The 22,431-nt window shown below is 69.3% G+C and carries 24 protein-coding genes, 1 pseudogene and 1 riboswitch; of the genes and pseudogenes, 10 read left to right on the top strand and 15 right to left on the bottom strand.

The annotated features are described in order from the left end of the window. Positions 1–20: 20 nt before the first annotated feature. Positions 21–1,532 (bottom strand): OFA family MFS transporter, encoded by a 1,512-nt coding sequence (locus tag ACEVFP_RS13555; protein WP_374999994.1) that lies wholly within the window; start codon positions 1,530–1,532, stop codon positions 21–23. Positions 1,533–1,654: 122 nt separating this feature from the next. Here ACEVFP_RS13555 and ACEVFP_RS13560 point away from each other — a divergent pair, with 122 nt between their 5' ends. The 5 genes from ACEVFP_RS13560 to ACEVFP_RS13580 all read left to right on the top strand — a co-directional run bounded on the left by ACEVFP_RS13560 (position 1,655) and on the right by ACEVFP_RS13580 (position 5,826). Further along, complete coding sequence (locus tag ACEVFP_RS13560; protein WP_374999995.1) at positions 1,655–2,917, top strand: magnesium transporter MgtE N-terminal domain-containing protein; 1,263 nt, start codon at positions 1,655–1,657, stop codon at positions 2,915–2,917. Further along, positions 2,910–3,488 (top strand): DUF1003 domain-containing protein, encoded by a 579-nt coding sequence (locus ACEVFP_RS13565; protein ID WP_374999996.1) that lies wholly within the window; start codon positions 2,910–2,912, stop codon positions 3,486–3,488. Before ACEVFP_RS13560 ends, ACEVFP_RS13565 begins: the two co-directional genes overlap by 8 nt. 3 nt (positions 3,489–3,491) lie before the next feature. Next, positions 3,492–4,187, top strand: a complete 696-nt coding sequence (locus tag ACEVFP_RS13570) for a spermidine synthase (RefSeq protein WP_374999997.1) — start codon at positions 3,492–3,494, stop codon at positions 4,185–4,187. A 100-nt stretch (positions 4,188–4,287) separates the two neighbouring features. Next, positions 4,288–5,484: an Mrp/NBP35 family ATP-binding protein gene (locus ACEVFP_RS13575; protein ID WP_374999998.1), complete on the top strand. Its 1,197-nt coding sequence runs from the start codon at positions 4,288–4,290 to the stop codon at positions 5,482–5,484. Between the two features lie 18 nt (positions 5,485–5,502). Then, entirely contained in the window at positions 5,503–5,826 is a 324-nt protein-coding gene (locus ACEVFP_RS13580) for a sec-independent translocase (RefSeq protein WP_375003836.1), read from the top strand. A 25-nt stretch (positions 5,827–5,851) separates the two neighbouring features. On the opposite strand, the gene ACEVFP_RS13585 is transcribed toward ACEVFP_RS13580, so the two are convergent. Further along, complete coding sequence (locus tag ACEVFP_RS13585) at positions 5,852–6,694, bottom strand: anti-sigma factor family protein (RefSeq protein WP_374999999.1); 843 nt, start codon at positions 6,692–6,694, stop codon at positions 5,852–5,854. Beyond that, positions 6,694–7,272, bottom strand: coding sequence for an RNA polymerase sigma factor SigE (sigE, locus tag ACEVFP_RS13590; RefSeq protein WP_375000000.1), 579 nt, complete (start codon positions 7,270–7,272; stop codon positions 6,694–6,696). The genes ACEVFP_RS13585 and sigE overlap by 1 nt, the downstream gene beginning before the upstream one ends. Positions 7,273–7,434: 162 nt before the next feature. On the opposite strand from sigE, the gene ACEVFP_RS13595 reads away from it, so the two are divergent. Further along, positions 7,435–8,064, top strand: a complete 630-nt coding sequence (locus ACEVFP_RS13595; RefSeq protein ID WP_375003838.1) for an O-methyltransferase — start codon at positions 7,435–7,437, stop codon at positions 8,062–8,064. A gap of 18 nt (positions 8,065–8,082) precedes the next feature. Here ACEVFP_RS13595 and ACEVFP_RS13600 read toward each other — a convergent pair whose 3' ends face one another. The 5 genes from ACEVFP_RS13600 to dapE form a co-directional block, all read right to left on the bottom strand. Beyond that, complete coding sequence (locus ACEVFP_RS13600) at positions 8,083–8,427, bottom strand: hypothetical protein (RefSeq protein ID WP_375000001.1); 345 nt, start codon at positions 8,425–8,427, stop codon at positions 8,083–8,085. Positions 8,428–8,439: 12 nt separating this feature from the next. Beyond that, positions 8,440–8,601, bottom strand: coding sequence for a DUF3117 domain-containing protein (locus ACEVFP_RS13605; RefSeq protein WP_119705424.1), 162 nt, complete (start codon positions 8,599–8,601; stop codon positions 8,440–8,442). 107 nt (positions 8,602–8,708) lie between these two features. After that, a complete protein-coding gene (locus ACEVFP_RS13610) occupies positions 8,709–9,320 on the bottom strand; it encodes a hypothetical protein (protein WP_375000002.1) in 612 nt (203 codons plus the stop codon). Between the two features lie 167 nt (positions 9,321–9,487). Continuing rightward, positions 9,488–10,210, bottom strand: a complete 723-nt coding sequence (locus ACEVFP_RS13615; RefSeq protein WP_375000003.1) for a TIGR00730 family Rossman fold protein — start codon at positions 10,208–10,210, stop codon at positions 9,488–9,490. Continuing rightward, positions 10,207–11,268 (bottom strand): succinyl-diaminopimelate desuccinylase, encoded by a 1,062-nt coding sequence (gene dapE / locus ACEVFP_RS13620; RefSeq protein ID WP_375000004.1) that lies wholly within the window; start codon positions 11,266–11,268, stop codon positions 10,207–10,209. The genes ACEVFP_RS13615 and dapE overlap by 4 nt, the downstream gene beginning before the upstream one ends. 73 nt (positions 11,269–11,341) lie before the next feature. Between dapE and ACEVFP_RS13625 the strand changes: the two genes are divergently transcribed. Beyond that, positions 11,342–11,857, top strand: a complete 516-nt coding sequence (locus ACEVFP_RS13625) for a DUF664 domain-containing protein (RefSeq protein ID WP_375000005.1) — start codon at positions 11,342–11,344, stop codon at positions 11,855–11,857. Between the two features lie 11 nt (positions 11,858–11,868). Here ACEVFP_RS13625 and ACEVFP_RS13630 read toward each other — a convergent pair whose 3' ends face one another. Genes ACEVFP_RS13630 through ACEVFP_RS13640 form a run of 3 tightly spaced genes read right to left on the bottom strand, consistent with a single transcriptional unit; the run spans position 11,869 to position 13,594 of the window. After that, positions 11,869–12,402, bottom strand: a complete 534-nt coding sequence (locus ACEVFP_RS13630; protein WP_375000006.1) for a GNAT family N-acetyltransferase — start codon at positions 12,400–12,402, stop codon at positions 11,869–11,871. Next, positions 12,396–12,911, bottom strand: coding sequence for a helix-hairpin-helix domain-containing protein (locus ACEVFP_RS13635; protein WP_375000007.1), 516 nt, complete (start codon positions 12,909–12,911; stop codon positions 12,396–12,398). The genes ACEVFP_RS13630 and ACEVFP_RS13635 overlap by 7 nt, the downstream gene beginning before the upstream one ends. Beyond that, complete coding sequence (locus tag ACEVFP_RS13640) at positions 12,908–13,594, bottom strand: VOC family protein (RefSeq protein WP_375000008.1); 687 nt, start codon at positions 13,592–13,594, stop codon at positions 12,908–12,910. Before ACEVFP_RS13640 ends, ACEVFP_RS13635 begins: the two co-directional genes overlap by 4 nt. A gap of 159 nt (positions 13,595–13,753) precedes the next feature. Between ACEVFP_RS13640 and ACEVFP_RS13645 the strand changes: the two genes are divergently transcribed. Continuing rightward, on the top strand, positions 13,754–14,161 hold the full coding sequence (locus ACEVFP_RS13645; RefSeq protein WP_375000009.1) for an SRPBCC family protein: 408 nt from the start codon (positions 13,754–13,756) through the stop codon (positions 14,159–14,161). Here ACEVFP_RS13645 and ACEVFP_RS13650 read toward each other — a convergent pair. Then, positions 14,141–14,812: a TetR family transcriptional regulator gene (locus tag ACEVFP_RS13650; RefSeq protein WP_375000010.1), complete on the bottom strand. Its 672-nt coding sequence runs from the start codon at positions 14,810–14,812 to the stop codon at positions 14,141–14,143. The two genes, ACEVFP_RS13645 and ACEVFP_RS13650, sit on opposite strands and share 21 nt — an antisense overlap. 175 nt (positions 14,813–14,987) lie before the next feature. Here ACEVFP_RS13650 and ACEVFP_RS13655 point away from each other — a divergent pair, with 175 nt between their 5' ends. Together ACEVFP_RS13655 and ACEVFP_RS13660 are read left to right on the top strand one after the other, a co-directional pair. Continuing rightward, on the top strand, positions 14,988–16,094 hold the full coding sequence (locus tag ACEVFP_RS13655; protein WP_375000011.1) for a ferredoxin reductase: 1,107 nt from the start codon (positions 14,988–14,990) through the stop codon (positions 16,092–16,094). 13 nt (positions 16,095–16,107) lie between these two features. Next, a complete protein-coding gene (locus tag ACEVFP_RS13660) occupies positions 16,108–17,385 on the top strand; it encodes a fatty acid desaturase family protein (RefSeq protein WP_375000012.1) in 1,278 nt (425 codons plus the stop codon). 110 nt (positions 17,386–17,495) lie between these two features. On the opposite strand, the gene ACEVFP_RS13665 is transcribed toward ACEVFP_RS13660, so the two are convergent. The 3 genes and pseudogenes from ACEVFP_RS13665 to ACEVFP_RS13675 form a co-directional block, all read right to left on the bottom strand. Next, positions 17,496–20,414, bottom strand: a complete 2,919-nt coding sequence (locus ACEVFP_RS13665) for a bifunctional [glutamine synthetase] adenylyltransferase/[glutamine synthetase]-adenylyl-L-tyrosine phosphorylase (RefSeq protein WP_375000013.1) — start codon at positions 20,412–20,414, stop codon at positions 17,496–17,498. A gap of 32 nt (positions 20,415–20,446) precedes the next feature. Further along, positions 20,447–21,783, bottom strand: a pseudogene (locus ACEVFP_RS13670) (glutamine synthetase family protein). A 98-nt stretch (positions 21,784–21,881) separates the two neighbouring features. After that, entirely contained in the window at positions 21,882–22,196 is a 315-nt protein-coding gene (locus ACEVFP_RS13675; protein WP_375000014.1) for a DMT family transporter, read from the bottom strand. A gap of 10 nt (positions 22,197–22,206) precedes the next feature. After that, positions 22,207–22,271, bottom strand: a riboswitch (guanidine-III (ykkC-III) riboswitch). Positions 22,272–22,431: the final 160 nt, after the last annotated feature.

The raw sequence follows: 22,431 nt of genomic DNA on the forward strand, positions 1-22,431 counted from the left end.
GGCGTCCGGGAGCAGTGGGCTCAGAAGAGGTCGGCGGCGGTGATCGCGGTCTGGTAGACGCCGTAGACGAGCGGGGCCCCGACGACGAGCCACGCCACCACGAGCAACGGTGAGACCTTGGTCTCGGTGACGTCGTCGGCGGACGCCTCCTCATCGGCCGTGGGCTCGGTCCCCGCCTTCTCCTTCGGCTCGTGGAACCGGTCGGCGACGGGACGGACCAGCAGGTTGGCCACCAGGCCGACGGCAAGGACCCCGACCATCGTCAGCAGGGCCGGACGGTAGTCGGCCGCCGTGAGCGCCCCGGGCTCACCCCGCGCGTCGAGGAACCCGTTGATGATGAGCGGCCCTGCGATGCCCGCCGCGGACCATGCCGTCAGGAGCCGGCCGTGGATGGCCCCCACCTGGAACGTGCCGAACAGGTCACGCAGATAGGCCGGGATCGTCGCGAACCCGCCGCCGTAGAAGCTGAGGATCACACCGGCCAGCAGCACGAACAGCAGGACCGACGTGGAGCCGCCCAGAGCCAGCGTCAGGTACAGCAGCACCCCCAGTCCCAGGTACATGATGTAGATGTTCTTGCGCCCGATCAGGTCCGACGTCGATGACCAGATGAACCGTCCGGCCATGTTGCACAGCGACAGGAAGCCGACGAAACCTGCCGCCGAGGCCGCCGCGACGCTGGAGCTGTCGCCGTTGCGGAAGAAGTCCTGGATCATCGGCGATGCCTGCTCCAGGATGCCGATTCCGGCGGTGACGTTGCAGAACAGCACGATCCACAGGAACCAGAACTGGGGCGTCCTGAGTGCATTGTTGGCCGAGACACTCTCGGTGGTCACCAGGTTCTTCTCCTTGACGGTGCTCGGGTCGAAGCCGGCAGGGCGCCAGCCCTCGGGCGGAACACGCACGAGCCACGCGCCGAACAGCATCACCACGAGGTACACCAGGCCGAGGGTGACGAACAGCTTGCCGACCGCCGCACCGGAGGCGACTCCGCCCTCCATGACCGGGTCGTAGAGCTGCAGCAGGCGACTGGACATCGGGCTCGCGATCATCGCTCCGCCGCCGAAGCCCATGATCGCCATGCCGGTCGCCAGGCCGGGACGATCGGGGAACCACTTGATGAGGGTCGAGACCGGGGAGATGTACCCGATGCCCAGTCCGATGCCGCCGATGAAGCCGTACCCCAGGTACACCAGCCACAGCTGGCCGGTGAAGATGCCGAGCGAGCCCACCAGGAAGCCCGTGGACCAGCACAACGCCGAGGCGGCCATCGCACGCCGTGGCCCACCCTCGTCGACCCACGTCCCGAAGACCGCCGCCGAGATGCCGAGCATGACGATCGCGATGGAGAAGATGATCCCGATCGCGGTCAACGACGTGTCGAAGTGCTCCACCAGCGAGGCCTTGTAGACGCTCGTCGCGTACGCCTGACCGATGCACAGGTGGACGGCGAGCGCCGCCGGCGGGATGAGCCAGCGATTGAATCCCGGGCGGGCGATGGTCCGATCGCGATCGAGCACGGCCAATGACATGGGTTCCCTCCGAAGGTGTCGCTGAAGCAGACGTACCCCTTCACGCTAAGCCGACTCATCGGATCATGCCCGGTGGCGCCGGACTGTGGGGACCCCTCGTTCCCCGGCGGTAAGGTTTGCGCGTGACCTCCAGCCCCGGACGCATTTTCCTGTCTCGCATCGTCGGGCAAGGTGTCTTCGACCCCGCGGGCGACCAGGTCGGCAAGCTGCGCGACGTCATCGTCGCGGTCCGCTCGACGCGTCGCCGGCCCCGAGTCGTGGGCCTGGTCGTCGAGGTCCTGGGCCGCCGGCGCGTGTTCCTGCCCATCACACGGGTGACGTCGATGGACTCGGGGCAGATCATCACCACCGGTGTGCTGAACGTCCGCAAGTTCGAGAAGCGTCGCAGCGAGACCCTGGCCCTGCATGAGCTGTTCGACCGCACCGTCTCCCTGCCGGACGACCGCACCGGGACCGTCTACGACCTCGCGATGGAGCAGGACCCGCGCCGCGACTGGTACATCGGCTCGGTCGCCGTGCAGGAGACGAGCAGACGATTCGGCCGCCGTGGACCCACCGTCGTGGTCGGCTGGGACGAGATCTCCGGCCTCGTCGGCGAGGAGACCGGCCAGGGCGCCACCCACCTGCTCGCCACGATGGACGAGATGCGCCCGGCCGACCTCGCGAACGCCATCCTCGACCTGCCGGCCAAACGGCGCACCGAGGTGGTGGGCGAGCTGGGCGACGAGCGCCTGGCCGATGTCCTGGAGGAGCTGCCCGACACCGTGCAGGTCGAGGTGCTCGGCGTGCTCGATCCCGAACGGGCGGCCCACGTCCTGGAGGAGATGGATCCCGACGACGCCGCGGACCTGCTCGGCGAGCTGCCCCCGGCCACCTCGGAGGAGCTCCTGGCGCTCATGGAGCCGGACGACGCCGAGGACGTCCGCCGACTCCTCACCTACGAGGACCGCACCGCCGGTGGCATGATGACGACCGAGCCCGTGATCCTGCCGCCTGATGCGACCGTCGCCGAGGCGCTCGCCCTGGTGCGTGAGCCCGAGCACGGACCCGCACTGGCCTCCATGATCTACGTGTGCCGCCCGCCGGTGGAGACCCCGACAGGTCGCTTCCTGGGGATCGTGCACTTTCAGGCTCTGCTCCGCGAGCCTCCGTCCACCCTCGTGGGCCAGCTCGCGGACAACGACATCGACTGGCCCCGACCGGAGACGACGCTCGAGCAGGTGGCCAGCCTGCTGGCCTCCTACGACATGGTGGCGCTGCCGGTGGTCGACGAGAACGCCCACCTGGTCGGCGCGGTGACGATCGACGACGTTCTCGACCACCTCCTGCCGGAGGGCTGGCGTGAACGCGACAGCCCAGCGACGGAGGTGGTGGCACATGTCTGAGATCCCGGGCCGTAACCGTCGGGACCAGCGTCGAGAGGACCGCGGCGAGCGCCGCGACGAACGCCACCGCCTCGACCAGCCCCGCGACCCACGGCGTGCCCTGCGGCCGGCACGGCGCGACTTCGACTCCGACCGGTTCGGCCGGTTCGCCGAGGGGTTCGCCCGGTTCATGGGCACCGCGACGTTCTTGGCCTGGATGACCGGATTCATCACCGTCTGGATCATCTGGAACGTCCCGTACGGCCTGGACCGCCCCCGCTTCGACAGCTACCCGTTCATCTTCCTGACCCTCATGCTGTCGTTGCAGGCCTCCTACGCCGCACCCCTCATCCTGCTCGCACAGAACCGTCAGGAGGCACGCGACCGGGTGCAGCAGGAGCAGGACCGCCAGGCCGACGCCCAGTCCCACGCGGACATGGAGTTCCTGGCCCGCGAGGTCGCCGGCCTGCGCCTGGGGCTCGGCGAGGTGGCCACCCGCGACTTCATCCGCTCCGAGCTGCGCGACCTCACCGAAGCGATCGAGCGCACCGACGAGTCACCGCCGCAGGACCAGTCCGGACACCCGGACTGATCCATGGCGTACTTCGAGGAGCTCGACTGGCAGCGCACACCGCTCGGTGAGATCAGCCTGCGCCGACGCTACGACCTCATCGCCCGGACGGAGGTCTACGAGGTCAGGCTCGGCGAGGAGTACCTCATGTCCAGCCTGTTCACCGCGTCCGAGCGAGCCCTCGCCACTCACGGGCTCGCGATGGCCGAGGGCGAGCAGCTGTCGGTGGTCGTCGGTGGTCTCGGCCTCGGGTACACCGCGGCCGAGGCGCTCAAGGACCCCCGCGTCGCGGACCTCAGCGTGCTGGAGACCGCCGAGCCGGTCCTCGACTGGCACCGCAGGGGGCTGCTTCCCGAGGCACGAAGCCTCATCGACGACGCCCGGTGCACGCTGCTGCACGCGGACTTCTTCGCCGCGGTGCGACGAGAGCCGGACCGGCAGGTCGACGCGATCCTGCTGGACATCGACCACACCCCCGACCACGTCCTGCACCCGTCGCACGCCGCCTTCTACACCACGGCGGGCCTGACGTCGCTGCGCGAGCACCTCCGCTCGGGCGGCGTCTTCGGCCTGTGGTCCGACGACCCGCCCGACCCGGCCGTCGAGGAGCTGCTCGCGCAGGTCTTCATCGACGTCAGGGCACAGGTGGTGACGTTCCCTAACCCGTTGATCGACGGCGAGTCGGCCTGCACCGTCTACCTGGCACGCCGCGACGCCTGAGGCAGGCAGCCCCCGGGCGAGCGTCGCGGTCGGGCGGGCCGCAGGGCGGTCTCGTCACGCTGGTTCGGTGTGCCGTGGTGGCCCCCGTACGATGGGATCCATGGCACCTGTCACCGAAGACGCAGTCCGCAAGGCCCTCGACAGCGTCAACGACCCCGAGATCAAGCGACCCATCACCGAGCTGGGGATGGTCGAGACCATCACGATCGAGGACACCTCGATCGTGGTGCGACTGTTGCTGACGGTGGCCGGCTGCCCGCTCAAGGACACGCTCAACCGCGACATCACCGCGGCCGTGGCCGAGGTCGCGCCTGAACACTCCGTCACGGTGGACATGGGCGTCATGACCGACGAGCAGCGCAAGTCCATGCAGGAGATGCTCCGAGGAGGCCGCACCGAGCGTGAGATCCCGTTCGCCCAGGCCGGCTCGCTGACCAAGGTCTACGCCATCGCCTCCGGCAAGGGCGGCGTCGGCAAGTCGTCGGTCACCGCGAACCTCGCCGTCGCCATGGCTCGCCGCGGCCTCAAGGTCGGCATCGTCGACGCGGACATCTACGGACACTCGATCCCCGACATGATGGGCGTCGGCGACCAGCGCCCCACGCAGGTCGAGGACATGATCATGCCGGTTCCGGTCCCGATCAGCATGGGACCGGCCGGCAACGCGTCGGTGCCCGAGCAGGACCGCGAGCACCCGGACATCAAGGTCATGAGCATCGGCATGCTCAAGCCCAAGAAGGACCAGGTCGTCGCCTGGCGCGGACCCATGCTGGACCGCGCCCTGGTGCAGATGCTCAGCGACGTCTTCTGGGGCGACCTCGACGCTCTGCTGCTGGACCTCCCGCCCGGTACCGGCGACATGGCCATCAGCCTCGGCCAGCACCTGGCCAACGCCGAGGTCGTCGTCGTGACCACGCCGCAGCAGGCCGCCGCCCAGGTGGCCGAGCGTGCCGGGACGATGGCCTCGATGATGCACCAGCGCGTCGTCGGCGTCGTGGAGAACATGTCCTACCTGCAGACGCCGTCCGGTGACCGGATGGAGATCTTCGGCTCCGGTGGTGGGGCGGTGGTCGCCGAGGCCCTGAGCCAGCGCTTCGGCTACGACGTCCCGATGCTCGGCCAGGTCCCACTGGAGGAGAAGATGCGTGAGGGTGGCGACCACGGACAGGCGATCGTCGCCACGGACCCGGACGCGGAGTCGGCCAAGGTCCTGCAGCAGGTCGCCGACCAGCTCACGGGCCGCTCCCGTGGGCTCGCGGGGATGCAGCTGGGGCTGTCCCCGGCCGGCAGCCTGTAGGACCGTCCCGTGTTCGGGATGGGCTGGGCCGAGATCGCGGTCATCGTGATCGTCGGTCTGCTGGTCTTCGGCCCGGACAAGCTGCCCGGCATGGCCAAGCAGGCTGCAGGACTGGTGCGCACGGTGCGCCGGATGGCCGACAACGCCAAGAACGACCTCGGCCGCGAGCTCGGTCAGGACTTCTCCGACGTCGACCTGAGCACGCTCGACCCCCGCGAGGTGGTGCGGCGCAACCTGTTGGACGCCCCGTCGGTCTCGGGACCTTCGGCCTCACCAGCGACGCGCTCGGACCGCCTCCTACGTCCCGGCGAACGACCACCGTTCGACACCGAGGCGACCTGATCCCCGGCAGGCTGCTCCTCGAGCGTCAGGGACTGACCCAGGACGTCATGCGATCCAGTCCGTCACCCATCCGGGCGGCGGCATCTCGCGGTTCACGCGGCTCCGGAAGCTCCGAGACCGCGGCGGCGAGCCGTTGTTCATCGACGTCGGTGACGGCGATGAACACGATGCCGTCAGCATCCCAGGTGGCGACCGTGGGGTCGCCCTCGCGGATCCACACCCGCCGCTCCCCCATCGTGCGCAGTGCGAAGCCGTGCAGCGCGTCGTCGTCGAGCGTGCCGGCCTTCTCATAGAGCCGCAGTCGCTCGCGCCCGTCGGTGTAGGTGAGGGAGACCGTGTCCCCGTTCTCCCCGTGCCAGCGGCCGTCGACCCGCTGCAGGTCCCCGGCGGCCAGCTCGGGGTGGCACGGCCAGCCCTGCTCGCTGAGGGCGGCGAGCGCCTCGGACGTCATGGTGTCGGTGGCCGTGCCGTACCCGATGACGAAGTCGGCCGTGTAGTCGTCGAACGTCGGGTGGACCGGATCAGCCTCACGATGCTCGTGGGCGCCCACGACGAACGCGAGCGCCACGACCAGCAGCGACGCGCCGACGAGGGCAGCGCCGGCACCCACGGCCGGGGAGCGTCGCCACCGTTCACGACGCGACTCGGGCTCGGCGGCGATGGACGGCACCGAGCAGAGCGAGGCGAGCAGGCTCGGCGGCGGACCGGGGACCGAGCCGGTCTGCATGCGGGACTTCAGCAGCCGCTGCTGGGACACCGCGTCGCGGCAGCGCGTGCACTCGGCGACGTGCTGGCGCGCCAGCGCCGCGGCGTCGGGCGACAGCTGCCCGTCCACGAACGCGGCGACGTCTCGGTCCAGGTGTGTCATCAGGTCGTGATCGGTCCGAGGAAGCGAGTCCGCCCGATGGAGGGGGCACGGTGCGAGAGCGCGGCCCGCAGCTGCGTGCGGCCGCGGTGGATGCGCGAGCGGACGGTCCCGAGCTTGACACCCAGGACTCCCGCGATCTCCTCGTAGGAGAGCCCTTCGACGTCGCACAGGACGACGGCGACGCGGAACTCCTCGGGCAACGCGGCCAACGCGGTCTCGATGTCGGAGTCGAACCCAGCGTCGTGCAGGACGGAGTCCGGCCCGACCTCACCGCTGGGCAGACGCTCCTCCGCGCCCTCGGTGAACCCGTCCATGCGGATCTTCGCGCCGCGGCGCACCCGATCGAGGAACAGGTTGGTGGTGATGCGGTGGATCCACCCGTTGAAGTTGCCCGGCTCGTAGGTCTGCAGCGAGCGGAACACCCGGACGAAGACGTCCTGGGTGAGGTCCTCAGCGTCCTGGCGATTGCCGGTCAGCCGGTACGCGAGCCGGTACACACGTGCAGAGTGCTCCTGCACGATGTCGTCCCACTCGAGCGTCTGCGTGGTCACGTCCCCAGCCTTCGGATCAGCCTTCATGCCTTGAATCGTGCTTGGCCACTCTGAGAGAACGCCCAGAGGAGCCTGACGGTTCCCCGACCATTCTCCCTCGCCGTGTCGCTCGGTTCCACCGTGTGGGGTCGCTGGCTCACTATGCTGTGCACAGCACCACGAAGTGGGACGTGAGAAAGGGACCGGGCCATCACCAACGCAGCCAGCCTCCAGTTCGCCGAGGACCTCCTCGATGAGGACGAACACCTCGCCGAAGCGCGGCAGCGCGCCGAGGACGTCGGGGTCTCCCCGGTCGGCACCGGCACCGGTGCCACACTGCAGTTCCTCATCTCCCTGCTCGAGGCCAAGGCGGTCGTGGAGATCGGCACCGGCACAGGGGTCTCCGGCCTGTGGCTGTTGCGTGGCATGGGTCGTGACGGCATCCTCACCTCCGTCGACCTGGAGGCCGAGAACCAGCGGCACGCGCGCGAGGTCTTCACCGCCGCGGGCATCCTGCCGCAGCGGTTCCGCCTCATCACCGGGTCCGCGCTGGAGGTCCTGCCACGCCTGACCGACAATGCCTATGACCTCGTGCTGATCGATGCGGACAAGGTCGAGTACGCGGAGTACCTCGAGCAGGCCCTGCGCCTGGTCCGCCCGGGTGGAGTCATCGTCGTCGACAACACGTTGTGGCACGACCGGGTGGCCGATCCCACGCAGCGCGACCCCCAGACGGTCGCGATCCGTGAGCTCATCGACCAGGTGGTCGCCGACGAACGGCTCGTGCCCGTGCTCCTGCCGGTCGGCGACGGGCTGCTCGCCGCGACACGGCGGCGCTGAGGGCCGTCCCGGCGACGCTCACTCCTCGAAACGAGCCGCCGAGCGGAATCCCGAGGGCCCCCGTACCACAGCCACGATCTCGTGCGCCTCGATGAGCACCGGAGGCGTGCCGACGATCGTCGTCCCCGGCGCCTCGTGGGCCGTGGCCTCGAACTGTGTCTGGAAGGCGGTGCGGGCCTCGTCACTCACGAAGACGTAGCTGCCCTCGAACCACTCGCCGGCCCGGGCGCGCCAGGACTTGAAGCGCAGGCCGTCCATGCCGGCGAACCGGGCGAAGGACGTGTCCTCGACGTAGCTCCGCAGTCGCTCCAGCGTGCCGTCGGGGGCGGCATCCAGCGACCATCGGACGGTGAGTCCGTACATCAGGAGTCGGGCTCAGACGGCCTTGAGGGCGTCGCCGAGGGTGGTGGCTTCCTCGTTGTTCAGCTCCACCACGAGACGTCCACCGCCTTCAAGAGGCACACGCATGACGATGCAGCGCCCTTCCTTGGTGACCTCCATCGGTCCGTCACCAGTGCGAGGCTTCATGGCCGCCATGGGTTCCCCTCTCGTCCTGACGCCCGGGACAGGACGCCGTCAACCATTATCTCCTATCGCGGTGCCACTGCCCACGCCAGACCCCCCGGCGAGCTCGTGACTGGGACTCAGGCGTACTTGCGGGTGTCGTCGGCCTGCTGCCAGGCCAGCAGCTCGGTGCGGGCCTGGAGCTCGGCGGACTGGCTCTCGGCCAGCGCGTCCTGGGCATGGCGCAGCTCGTTGCGAGTGGTCTCCAGCGTCCGCTTGACCGAGCCCAGCTCGGACTCCAGGCGATCGCCGCGCCGGGCGGCCTCGGCGTAGGCCTGCTCGGCCTCCGCGAGGGAGGTTGCCGCAGTGGCCAGCTCGGTGAGCAGCCGCTCCACCTCATCGCGCCCGGCCTTGACCGCACCGGCCATGTGTTCGGCGAAGGCGGCGTGCTCACGGGCCCGGACGGTGGCCTCACGAGTGTGCTGGTGGGCCAGGACGGCACGGTCACGTGCCCAGTCCCGACGGGCTTGGGCGGTCTCGTCGCTCAGCAGTCGGGCACTGACGGCGACCGCGACGATCGCCCCGACGGCTCCGGGGACGAGCACCGGCGCGCCGACGACGATGGCTGCGACGCCGGCCGCGAGTGCGGCCAGGAGCAGGAGGACGGCGACGACCCTACGCGCCGAACGCGCGGTCGACCGCCGGCCCCGTGGTGGGGTACTGGGGGTGGTGCTGGGGCGGGGGGTGGTCATGACCCCACAGTAAGTTGCCGACCCCACCGTTCCCGGGAGCCACACCGTGACGCCTGTGGCCTGTGTGACGTGTGGGAAGCCACTCGCGAGTCACTGCGTACCCACCGCCGAGTCACTCCGTACCCACTGCCGAGTCACTCCGTACCCACCGCCGAGTCACTCCGGAATCAGGACGACGCGACAGCGTCGAAGTAGGAGACGGCCTCGTCCACGTCGTCGGTGAGCAGGAGCAGGTCAAGGTCGGACTCGTTGATCTTGCGGTCCGACAGCATCGTCGTGCGGAGCCAGTCGATCAGGCCGCCCCAGTACGCGGTCCCGAACAGCACGATCGGGAACGTCGTGATCTTGCCGGTCTGTGAGAGCGTCAACGCCTCGAAGAGCTCATCGAGAGTGCCAAACCCGCCGGGCATGACGATGTAGCCCTGGGAGTACTTGACGAACATCGTCTTGCGCACGAAGAAGTAGCGGAAGTTGATGCCGAGGTCGACCCAGTCGTTGAGACCCTGCTCGTGCGGCAGCTCGATGCCCAGGCCGACCGAAGCCCCGCCGCACTCGCTCGCACCGCGGTTGGCCGCCTCCATCGCTCCCGGCCCACCCCCGGTGATGACGGCGTACCCGCGATCACAGAGCTTCTCCGCCACCCGGCGGGAGGTCTCGTACATGGGGTCGTCCGGCTTGGTGCGTGCCGACCCGAAGACCGAGACCGCCGGACCGAGCTCGGACAGCGTGCCGAAGCCTTCCACGAACTCCGCCTGGATGCGCAGCACGCGCCAGGGGTCGGTGTGCACCCAGTCGGCGGGCCCACGGGAGTCCAGCAGACGCTGGTCGGTGGTGCTGTTGGGGATCCGGCCACGTCGCAGCCGGACCGGTCCCTTGTCGTACGACGTCATGGGCTCAACCATCTCCTCAGGGCATCCTCGACGGCCACGAGCTGGGCCGTGGAGACGTGCTCGTCCTGCTTGTGGGCGTACAGCGGGTCGCCGGGTCCGTAGTTGACGGCCGGGACGCCGAGCTGGGTGAACTGGGCGACGTCGGTCCACCCGAACTTCGGCCGTGGCGTGGCGCCGATCGCCTCGATGAACGCGGCGGCTGCCGGACGCTCCAGGCCCGGCAGCGCCCCGGGCGCCGTGTCGGTGACGACGATCTCGTACTCACCGAAGAGCTCGTGCAGGTGAGCGAGGGCCTGCTCCTCGGTGAGGTCGGGCGCGAAGCGGTAGTTGATGCTGACGCACGCCTCATCAGGCACGACGTTGCCCGCGACGCCTCCGCTGATGCCCACGGCGTTGAGGCCCTCGCGGTACTCCAGGCCGTCGATGACGACGCGGCGCGGCTCGTAGGCGGCGAGCTTGGCCAGCACCGGCGAGACGGCGTGGATGGCGTTGCTCCCCCGCCATGAACGGGCCGAGTGTGCGCGCTCGCCCCGGGCCATCACGTCGATGCGCATCGTGCCCTGGCAGCCGGCCTCGACGCCGGCGTCGGACGGCTCCATGAGGATGGCGAAGTCGGCGGCCAGGAGGTCAGGCTGCTCGCGTGCGATGCGGCCCAGACCGTTGTGGACGGCTGCGACCTCCTCGGCCTCGTAGAGGACGTAGGTGACGTCGCGGACCGGCTCGGCCACGGTGGCGGCGAGCTTCAGCGCCACGGCCACACCACCCTTCATGTCGCACGAGCCCAGCCCCCACAGGACGTCGCCCTCCAGGCGGGAGGGGAAGTTGTCGTTGGCCGGGACGGTGTCAAGGTGTCCGGCGATCACGACCCGCTCCGCACGGCCGAGCGACGTCCGGGCAACAAGCGTGTGTCCGTCGCGCGTCACGTCGAGGTGCGCCTGGTCTTGCAGCACCTGCTCGACGGCGTCGGCCAGCTCCTGCTCGCCGAAGCTCTCCGAGGCGACGTCCACGAGATCGGCGGTGAGCGTGACGATGTCTCGTGTCGGGTCCAGGTGGGCCATGGCGTTCACACTAGTGTCCGCGCGGGAGGTTCATGGCCGCGCGGTCCGACAGCACCGGTGTCACAGTGGGTTCATGATAGAACCCACGACGACCATCGCTGTCCTGGAGGATTCCTTCGATCGGATCCGCGAGCTGGTGGAGTCCGTGTGCACCGGGCTGGACCTCGAGCGGGCGACGTTTCGCATCGACCCCGGCGCCAACACGCCGGCCTGGCTGGTGTGGCACCTCAGCCGCGTGCAGGACGACCACCTGGCCGAGCTCGCCGGCAGGCCCCAGGCGTGGCTGCGGTGGCGGGACCGCTTCGACCTGCCGTTCGGGCCGGAGGCGACCGGCTACGGGCACAGCGCCGACGACGTCGCCGCCGTACGGGCCCACGGAGAGCTGCTCGCCGCCTACCACGCTGACGTCCACGACCTGACGCTGGAGTATGTCCGCTCCCTCGAGACCGCCGAGCTGGACCGGGTCGTCGACGACTCGTGGGACCCGCCCGTCACCGCATCGGTCCGGCTGGTGAGCGTGGTCGGCGACTGCCTGCAGCACCTGGGACAGGCTGAGTTCATCCTCGGGGTCGCCGACCGCCGGCGATGACCCCTTGACGCTCAGCTCGACGCAATGCGCTGGAACAGCAGGTGCTCCTCCCAGCGACCGTCGATGCACAGGTAGTCCGGCGCCCGGCCGTACTGGATGAACCCGGTGCGCTCCAGCACTCGCACGGAAGCGGTGTTGGCCGGCATCACCTCGGCCTGCAGGCGATGCAGCCCCAGCTCACCGAAGGCCCACTCGGCGGCCTCCTCGACCGCCTGGGTCATGATCCCTCGCCCGGTGGCGCCGGCGGCCAGCCAGTAGCCGATGCTCGCGGACTGGAAGGCCCCGCGGATGATGCTGCTGAGCGTCACCGCGCCGACGATCGCCCCTCGCCCCGCGGCACTGGGTTCCACGACCACCAGAGGCAGGGAATGCCCGGCAGCACAGCGGGCGAGACTCTCCCCGATGACCTCGAGCTGTCCCTCCTCGGTGAAGAACTCGTCCTCGCGACGCGGCCCCGAGGACGCCAGGAAGGCGCGGTTCTCACGCCACACCGCGGCGAGCTCAGCAGCATCGTCGAGCTCCAGGACCCGGGTGAGGCTCACCATGAGACACCTCGATCGGCCAAGGCCTCCCGCAGGATCCGCACCGCCTTGGGCCCGACGCCATGCAGGGCGGCCACCTCATCGGGCGAACGGGCAGCGACGTCGTCGAGCGTGCGCAGGCCAGACGCGTGCAGGGCACCGGTGGCCGCACGCCCCACTGCCGGCAGGTCCGTGGCGCCAGATGAGGCGGCGCGCGCCGCCTCGTCCTGCTCCACGACCAGGCGACGCGGCGCCCGGTGCCGCCAGGCCTGACGAACCCAGTGGTTCAGGGCCATGCCGTTGATCGCCGGGAGGTCGACGGTGACGCCACCTCGACGCGTCACCGCCCCGTCCAGCTCCTCGGCCATGCGCTCGGCATCGGGGCGGGCGAGGTCGAGTCGGGCGTGGCCGTCGGCGTCGAGGGCCGCGAACACCGTGCCGTCGACCGCCCAGGCCCGCTGTCCGTCGCGCTCGACCTGCTCCACCTCCGGTTGCGCCAGGCATGCCTTGCGCAGCTGTGCCGCGGTGGTCATGGCGCCTCCTGCGCGAAGACGCAGAACTCGTTGCCCTCAGGGTCGGCCAGCACGGCCCACTCGATCTCGTCGTCCGGGGCACGCAGGAGCGTCGCACCGGCGTCCAGGACGTCGTCCACGCTGGCGCCGCCGGCCAGCCGCACGTCCCAGTGGATGCGGTTCTTGACCGTCTTGGACTCGGGCACGGACTCGAAGGTGAATCCCTCGAACGGCACACCCGCAATGCCGTCGATCCATGAGCACCCGTCCTCGTCATGACCGAGCCGGCCGCCCCAGAGCTGCTGCCACCACACGGCGAGCGAGGCGTGGTCCGCAGCGTCCACGGCGACCTCGTAGAGGCGATACTCAGGGACCTCGTCCCGCACGAAGGTGCAGATCTCATCGCCCTCCGGACCCGCGACGACCGTCCAACGGAACTCACCGGGCTCACTGAGCCGCGTCGTGCCGGGGATGAGGGGCACCCCAGCGTGCACGTCGAGGTGCACGCGGTTCTTGACCGTCTTGGGCTCGGGCACGACGCACGGCCACACGGTGTGCTGCGGCGTGGGGCCCTCGAGGTGGATCTCGCCGGACCCGTCGCCATCGGGGACGACGTCCAGCCCGAGCGTCGGGGCCCAGAAGTCACGGGCCACCTGCAGGTCGGCGACGTCGACGCACAGGTCCTTGTAGGTCACCAGTGGCATGTCGCCACGGTAGGCCGTACCTGCGACACGAGCGAGCCCACCAGCACGGGGATCGAGCGGCTGCGGAAACGTGAGATATGCCTCATGCCCTCGATGGTGCCCTGGCGGCTCGGAGACGGTTGACTGTGTCAGATCAGTTGCCGTCGACCCAGGAAGACCATGGCTCGCATCACTCGTCGCACCTTCGTCGCCGCCCCCAGCTCCCTCGTCTGGGACCTCGCCCAGGACTTCGCCCAATGGCACCCTCGGCTCAACATCTACACCGGCGGCCCCGAGTCCTCCCCCGAGCTCGTCGTCACCGTGCTCGAGCAGGACGACGAGGCACACACCCTGTCGTACTCCATGCCCGAGCCGCCCTTCCCGATCACCGACCACCGCGCTCGGATCAGCATCACGGCCGACACCGAGACGACCTGCTACGCCGAGTGGTCCGCAGAGTTCGAGACCGACCCCGGCATCATGCAGCTGCTGGAGGACCAGCTCGGCGACGACATCTTCAAGCTCGCACTGGACCGGCTGGCCAGCGCCGCGCAGGACGAGCACGCCTCACGCGTCACCAGCGGCTGAGGACTGCCGGTCGGCAGGGCCCTGGCTCTGCCACTTCTCGAACCCGAGGACGATCAGACGCATCTCGCGTCGCGCCTTGCGCTTGATCTCCTCCTCCAGGTCCGGGCGTCCGTCAGGCGTCTGCACGACCTGCTCCGCGCGGTAGACCATGTTGCGCACGAACAGGCCCGCGGCGAGCTTGACGTCCTCGCTCGACCAGTTCTCGATGTTGGGCAGCCGGGCGAGCACGACGCCGAGCTCGGAGATGAACAGCTCCAGCTCCCGCAGGATGGCCATCCGGACCGCTGCGGACCCGCTGGCGCGCTCGCGCGCCACGAACCCGAAGTGCGCCTTGTTCTGCTTGACGACCCGCACGAGGATCTCTGCCGAGGCGTCGATGATGTTGGCGAACGTCTCGGGATCGCGCTGAGCGTCGCGGATCATGGCGCGCAGGGTCTGGAAGGACCGCTCCACCAGGGCAAGTCCGACGTCGTCCATCGATGCGAAGTGGCGGTAGAAGGCAGTGGGGACGATGCCGGCCTGCCGGGCCACCTGCCGCAGGCTGAGCTGGGCGAACCCGCTGGTCCCGCTGAGCTCCAGCGCCGCGTCGAGGATCGCCTGACGGGTGCGCTCCTTCTGCTCCTGACGGCTGAGGCCGGCGGTCTCGGTCACACGGCAACCCTATCGGTCGCCTTCCAGACCCGCCCGTCATCACACGGAGCACAGGCGTTCACCCACGTGCGGCGGCTCACGCTCCCAAACTCTTGCTCCAAGCACTCGAACTCGACACACTTTCGGTGTACGGTTGTTCACTGAAGGCAGTCGAACGTCGAGAGAGGTGCTTCCCTTGGGTCTGGTCCGCAGCGCACTCACCTCCCGCCCCGTCAAGGCCCTCACGTCACCGCACACCGTCGATCACTACCTCGACCAGGTGCACCCGATGATGACCGTCGAGCTGGTGCGGGCCCGCGTCGTCGACGTGATCCGCGAGACCGACGTCGCCACGACCGTCGTCCTGCGGCCCAACGGCGCCTGGCGCGGCTTCCGGCCCGGCCAGCACGTGGAGTTCGGGATCGAGGTCGACGGCACCCGCAAGGTCCGCGTCTTCTCCGTCTCCTGCGCGGCCGGCAAGCGCCAGGGCACCATCAGCGTCTCGGTCAAGGCCCACGAGGACGGCTACGTCTCACGCTTCCTCAACTCCGAGCTCGCACGGCGCACCGTCGTCCACCTGTCCCAGGCCACCGGCGACTTCGTACTGCCCGACGCCGTGCCGGACGAGATCGCCCTGGTGAGCGGCGGTTCGGGCATCACACCGGTCATGTCCATGGCGCGCACCCTGCGCGACCGCGGCCATCGCGGCAAGGTCACCTTCCTGCACTACGCCAAGTCCCGACGGGACGAGATGTTCAGCACCGAGCTGGACACCCTCGCCGAACAGCTGCCGGACGCACAGGTCGTGCGGGTCTACACCCGTGAGCCCGAACCCGCCGCCGCACTCGCAGGACGCTTCCACGTCGACCACCTCAAGCACCTGGGCGTCGACCCCACCACCGTGCCCACGTGGGTCTGCGGACCCGCCGGCCTGATCGCCAGCGTGCGCGAGACCTACGACGAGCTCGACGCCACCGACCTGCTGCACACCGAGTACTTCAAGGTACCCACGGTCGACCCGGCGCTCCTCGAGCAGAGCGCTGACGAGGCCGTCGGCACGCTCGCCTTCGAGGAGTCCGACACCAGCGTCGACAACAGCGGAGCCACCATCCTCGAGCAGGCCGAGTCCGCCGGCCTGACACCGGACTTCGGCTGCCGGATGGGGGTCTGCAACACCTGCGCGGTCAAGAAGCTGGGCGGCGCCGTGCGTCACGTCATCAGCGGCGAGGTCTGCGCCAACACCGACGAGACCATCAAGGTCTGCGTCAACGTTCCCGTCGGCGACGTCAGCGTCGCACTCTAGGAGAGGGAGACACATGTCCACCAAACGCCCCACCACCACCTACGACGCCTCCCAGCACAACGCCGCGCCCGCTCCCCTCGTGGGCGAGGACACCTCCAAGCGATCGACCATCGGCCTGGAGTACATGAGTGCCGAGGAGCTGGACTCCTTCGGCGAGGAGCTCGACGCCATCCGCCAGCGCACCCTCGACTCGCTCGGTCAGGCTGACGCCAACTACATCCGCCGCATCATCAAGATCCAGCGCGCGTGCGAGGTGCTGGGCCGCATCGGCGTCCTCACTCCCTTCTTCCTGCCCACGTTCATCGCCGGCATCGTGCTGCTCGGTCTCTCCAAGATCCTGGAGAACATGGAGATCGGCCACAACGTGATGCACGGCCAGTACGACTGGATGAACGACCCCCTCGTGGACGGCAAGCGCTATGAGTGGGACAACGTCGCCCCGGCCCAGGACTGGAAGCACGGGCACAACTTCATCCACCACACGTACACCAACATCCACGGCAAGGACCGCGACATCGGCTACGGGCTGCTGCGCATCGACGACGACCAGCCGTGGTACCCGAACCACCGCTTCAACCTGCCGCTCGCCTTCGTGCTCATGCTCTTCTTCGAGTGGGGCGTGATGTACCACGGCCTGGAGCTCGATGAGTACCTCGGCGGCAAGATGAGCAAGAAGGAATTCGCGGGCCGCAAGAGCCGGGCGGCCCGCAAGGCTCGCCGACAGGTGGTCAAGGACTACGTCGCCTACCCGCTCCTCGCGCTGGCCCTCGTGCCGTTCGTCGGCTGGTGGGCACCGCTCGCGGTGCTCGGCGCGAACTTTGCAGCCAACCTGATCCGCAACATCTGGACATTCCTCATCATCTTCTGCGGCCACTTCCCCGCGGAGGTGCAGACCTTCGCCGAGGAGGATGCCGAGAACGAGAACCGCGGCCAGTGGTACCTGCGTCAGCTGCTCGGCTCGGCCAACATCAGCGGCACCCTGCCCTTCCACGTGATGAGCGGCAACCTGAGCCACCAGATCGAGCACCACCTGTTCCCGGACATCCCCGCGCGTCGGTACCCCGAGATCGCCAAGGAGATCCGCGAGATCTGCGAGCGCCACGGCCTGCAGTACAACTCCGGCCGGCTCAGCCGGCAGCTGGCCAGCGTCGCCCGACAGCTGGCCGCCTTCTCGGTCAAGCCGGACGACCCCTACAAGCAGGGCAAGAGCCCGGAGTCCAAGGCCCTGCGGCGCCAGAAGCGCGAGGCTGCCAAGGCCGCAGCCGAGGAACGCGAGTCCGCGACTGCCTGATCGAGCGGTCCGCTCCCCCACGATACGGCCGGACGGGCGATGACTCGTGCGAGTCAGCCACCGACGGGAGCCGAGCACACGGCGTCAGGACGTGAGCGGCCCTCGCCTCATCACTCCCAGAAGACCCTCTCGACGACGGACCGCGCGTGCCGGGTGGCGCGCAGGTAGTCATCGACCATCCGTTCGCTGTCGTCGATGCCGTACCCCAGCAGGTAGGCGACCCCGGCCCGATCGTCGACCTGCTCGACCATGGACTCCGCGGGCTTGGCACGCATCAGCACCACGGCGTTACGGATCCGGCTCACCAGACGCCATGCCGCCTCCAGCTGCTCGGCGTCCTCGGCCGCCACGAGGTCCGCGTCCACGGCGGCGTGCAGGGCCTCGAGCGTGCTCGTGGTGCGCAGACCGGGCACGGCGTGCGCATGCCGCATCTGCAACAGCTGCACCGTCCACTCCACGTCGGCGATACCACCGCGGCCGAGCTTGAGATGGGTGTTCGGGTTGGCCCCACGGGGCAGCCTCTCGGACTCCACCCGTCCCTTGATCCGCCGGATCTCGCGGACGGCCTTCTCGCTCAGCCCGTCCTCCGGCCAGCGCAAGGGGTTGATGAGCTCGGTGAACCGTGCACACAGGTCCTCATCACCGATGCTGGCGCGAGCACGCAGCAGCGCCTGGGACTCCCACACGGCCGAGAACTTCTCGTAGTAGGAGCAGTAGGCGGCGAAGGAGCGCACCAGCGGGCCGTTGCGGCCGTCGGGACGCAGGTCGGCGTCGACGTCCAACGGCGGATCGTGCCCGGCGGCCGACAGCATCGTGCGCAGGCCCGTGGCGACGGCGGTGGCGGCGCTCGCCGCCTGTGACTCATCGGCGTCCGGAAGAGGTTCGTGCACGAACATGACGTCGGCGTCCGAGCCGTACCCGGACTCGCGACCGCCGAGACGACCCATGAGCACGATCGCCATGCGCGTCGGGAGGGGACCACGCTCGGCCTCCACCGCCTTGACCGAGGCCTGCAGCGCACCGGCCAAGGTCGCCTCGGTGGCGTCGGACAGCGCCCGCGACGCCTGGGTGACCTCCAGCAGGTCCAGCACGTCGGCGATACCGATGCGCGAGAGCTCACGCCGCCGGACCCGGCGGATCGCCCGGATGGCGTCCTGGGCCTTGCTGTGACGGCGCGCCGCCGCCTCCATCTCGGTCCGCAGCCTGCGAAGGTCCCGAGGCACCAGTGCGTCGGCGTCGCCGAGCAGCGCGACGGAGTCCGGTGCCCGCAGGATCAGGTCCGTGACGTACCGGCTGGAGCCCAGCACCTGCGCCAGCTGACTGGCTCCCTCACCTTCGTCGCGGAGCTTGCGCAGGTACCACGGCGACTCCCCCAGACCCTCGGAGATCTTGCGGAATGCCAGCAGTCCGGCATCGGGGGCCGGCGACTCCGCGAACCACTCCAGCATCGCGGGCAACAGCGATCGCTGGATGGCCGCTCGACGCGAGACACCCGCGGTGAGGGCCTTGATGTGCGTGAGTGCGCCCTGCGGGTCGGTGAAGCCGAGCGCCTTGAGTCGCTCCTGGGCGGCATCGGTGGTGAGCCGCAGACCCGCGGCCGGGATCGAGGTCACCGCCTCCAGCAACGGCTGGAAGAACAGCTTCTCGTGCAGCCGGCGCACCACTCGCCGGTGCGCCTGCCACCGTTCCTCCAGCACCTGACCGGCATTCTGCGTGAACCCCATGCTGCGACCGAGCCGACGCAGGTCCTCCGCATCGTCCGGGACCACGTGGTTGCGGCGCAGCTTGAACAGCTGGATCCGGTGCTCCAGACGACGCAGGAACTCATAGGCCTCCTGCATCGCAGCGCCGTCCTGACGTCCGACGTAGCCGCCTGCTGTGAGCGCTCGCAGCGCCACCAGCGTCGTCGGACTGCGCAGCGAGTCATCGCCCCGTCCGTGCACGAGCTGCAACAGCTGGACGGCGAACTCGACGTCGCGCAGACCCCCGGCGCCGAGCTTGAGCTGGCGATCCCGGTGGTGGGAGGGGATGTTCTCGATGACCCGCCGGCGCATCGCCCGCACGTCCCGCACGAAGTTCTCACGCGTGCTCGCTTGCCAGACCATCGGCCGGACGGCCTCCAGGTAGGACTGCGCCAGCTCCTCGTCGCCAGCGGCGTACCGGGCCTTCAGCAGCGCCTGGAACTCCCACGTCGAGGCCCACCGGTCGTAGTAGGCGAGGTGGCTGGACAGCGTCCGGCTGAGTGGGCCGTTCTTGCCCTCGGGTCTCAGGTTGGCGTCGACCTCCCAGATGGTGCCCTCGCTGGTGTGCTCCGAGCACAGCTGCATGGTGCGCGAGGCCAGCTTGGTGGCCGCGCGCAGGGCGACGTCACCGTCGACGCCCTCAGCCGGCTCGTGCACGAAGATGACGTCCACGTCGCTGAGGTAGTTGAGCTCCTCACCACCGGTCTTGCCCATCGCGATGATCGAGAGCCGGACCGACTCGTGCTCGGGCACCTCCTCGCGCGCGAGGTCCAACGCGGCGCCGAGCGTCGCGACGGCAAGATCGGCCAGCTCGGCCGAGACCTGCTCGAAGGTCGTGATGCCGGTCAGGTCGCGGGCCGTGACGTGCAGCAGCTTGCGACGGTAGGAGATCCGCAGCTCGTCGGCGTCGGCGGCGCTGCCGAGCTGTGTGCGCATCCGATCCAGGGTCAGCGGCTCCCGCGCCAGCCGGTCACGTCCCAGCTGTTCGACGTGCTCGGGGTGGCGCGCCAGGAAGCTGCCGAGCGCGTCGCTGGTCCCGAGGACCAGGAGCAGCCGTGTCCGCAGCTCATCGTCCTCGCGCATCGCCTCGAGCAGCCGGTCCTTGCCCCACGACTCGGCGATCTGCACCAACGAGGTGAGCGCGGTGTCCGGGCTCGGTGCGGCGACGATCTCCTCGACGACGGCATCCTCGATCCCCTCCAGGAGCGCCAGGTTGGCCGCGGCCGCCGTCCCGTCCAGGAAACCCCGCCGGGCCAGGGCGAGCTCGGGCGTCTCAGTCGTGGGCACCCTTGCAGGTTACGACACGTGGCGTGCCGCGTTCAGAGCGTCGGCATCAGGCGATCGATCTCGAACTGTGTCACCTGGGACCGGTAGTCCTGCCACTCTGCCCGCTTGTTGCGCAGGAAGAAGTCGAAGACGTGCTCACCGAGGGTCTCGGCCACCAGCTCCGAGCTCTCCATCGTGCGGATCGCCTCATCCAGGTTCCGAGGCATCGGCGCGATGCCCATCGCCCGGCGCTCACCCTCGCTGAGGCCCCACACGTTGTCCTCGGCCTCCGGGGGAGGTCGTACTCGTTCTCGATGCCCTTGAGGCCGGCGGCGAGCACGAGCGCGAACGCGAGGTAGGGGTTGCAGCCGGCGTCGATCCCGCGGTGCTCGACCCGCGCCGAACCGCTCTTGTGCGGCTTGTACATGGGCACCCGCACGAGCGCCGAACGGTTGTTGTGCCCCCAGCAGACGTAGTTGGGCGCCTCCCCCCCGCCGGCCAGTCGCTTGTAGGAGTTGACCCACTGGTTGGTGACGGCGGTGATCTCCGGCGTGTGCTCCAGGATCCCGGCGATGAACTGACGACCGGTACGGGACAGCTGGTACTCAGCGCCCGCCTCGTAGAAGACGTTCTCATCACCCTCGAACAGCGAGACGTGCGTGTGCATGCCGGACCCAGGGTGCTCGGTGAAGGCCTTGGGGATGAAGGAGGCCCACTTGTCCTGGCCGAGCGCCACCTCCCGCACGACGGTGCGGAAGGTCATGATGTTGTCGGCCATGCTGAGGGCGTCGGCGTAGCGCAGGTCGATCTCCTGCTGCCCCGGGCCGCCCTCGTGGTGGCTGAACTCGACGCTGATGCCCATGCTCTCCAGCATCGTGATGACCTCGCGCCGGAAGTCCTGGCTGGCTCCCTGCGCCGTGTGGTCGAAGTAGCCGCTGTCGTCGACCGGCTCAGGACGACCCCCGGCAGGCGGCTTGCCCTTGAAGAGGTAGAACTCGATCTCGGGATGCGTGTAGTACGTGAACCCGGCGTCCGCGGCCCTGGTGAGCGCGCGCTTGAGCACATGGCGGGGGTCGGCGTACGACGGCGAGCCGTCGGGCATCGCGATGTCGCAGAACATGCGCGCCGTCGCCGGGGTCTCGCCCCGCCACGGCAGCAGCTGGAAGCTCGTCGGGTCCGGTTTGGCGAGCATGTCGGCCTCGTGCACCCGGGCGAACCCTTCGATGGCCGAGCCGTCGAAGCCGATGCCCTCGGCGAAGGCGCCCTCGAGCTCGGCCGGTGCGATCGAGACCGACTTCAGCGAGCCCAGGACATCGGTGAACCAAAGCCGGACGAAGCGCACGTCGCGCTCCTCGATGGCCCGCAGCACGAAGTCTTCCTGCTTACTCATGGCGTCATCCTCGCACGGCTCGTGTTTCGAGGAGATGACGATCCCCACGGGGCCCGTGGTGTCATGGGGCGCCCGGCAGAGCACACCCTTCGTGAGGGTCAGTGGACCGCCTTGAGGCCCACCACACCTCCCACGATCATCGCCAGGAAGAGGGCCGAGGACCACGAGAACTGCTGGTCGCCGCTGAGCATCGCGTAGACCACGGTCAGGGTGGCACCGATGCCCACCCAGACGGCGTAGGACGTGCCCACCGGCAGCTCACGCATCGCGTAGGCCAGCCCGATCATGCTGACCACGAGCGCCATCGCGAACACGACCGAGGGCACCAGCCGGGACAAGCCGTCGGAGCGACCGAGAGCGGTGGCCCACACGGCCTCGAGCACTCCGGAGATGATCAGGACGGTCCATGCCATGGCTGCCTCCAGCGCGCCGTCTTGTCGCTGGCCGGGTACGGCGCCCTCGTCCGGAGGCCACGTCGATGACCCGCCATCATCGTCTCACGTGCTCCGCTCTCGTTCGATCGGTGTCGTCGCAACCGAATCGCTGGGCTTTGGGTTGCTCAGGCACCGATCTCACACGCCAGCCCAGATCGGTGCTGCAGCAACCGAAAGAGCTGCCAGTCGGCTTGGTCGCGCACCGATCGACCCG

The sequence above is a fragment of the Aeromicrobium sp. CTD01-1L150 genome (assembly GCF_041951745.1).
In the GTDB taxonomy this organism is placed as follows: Bacteria; Actinomycetota; Actinomycetes; order Propionibacteriales; family Nocardioidaceae; genus Aeromicrobium.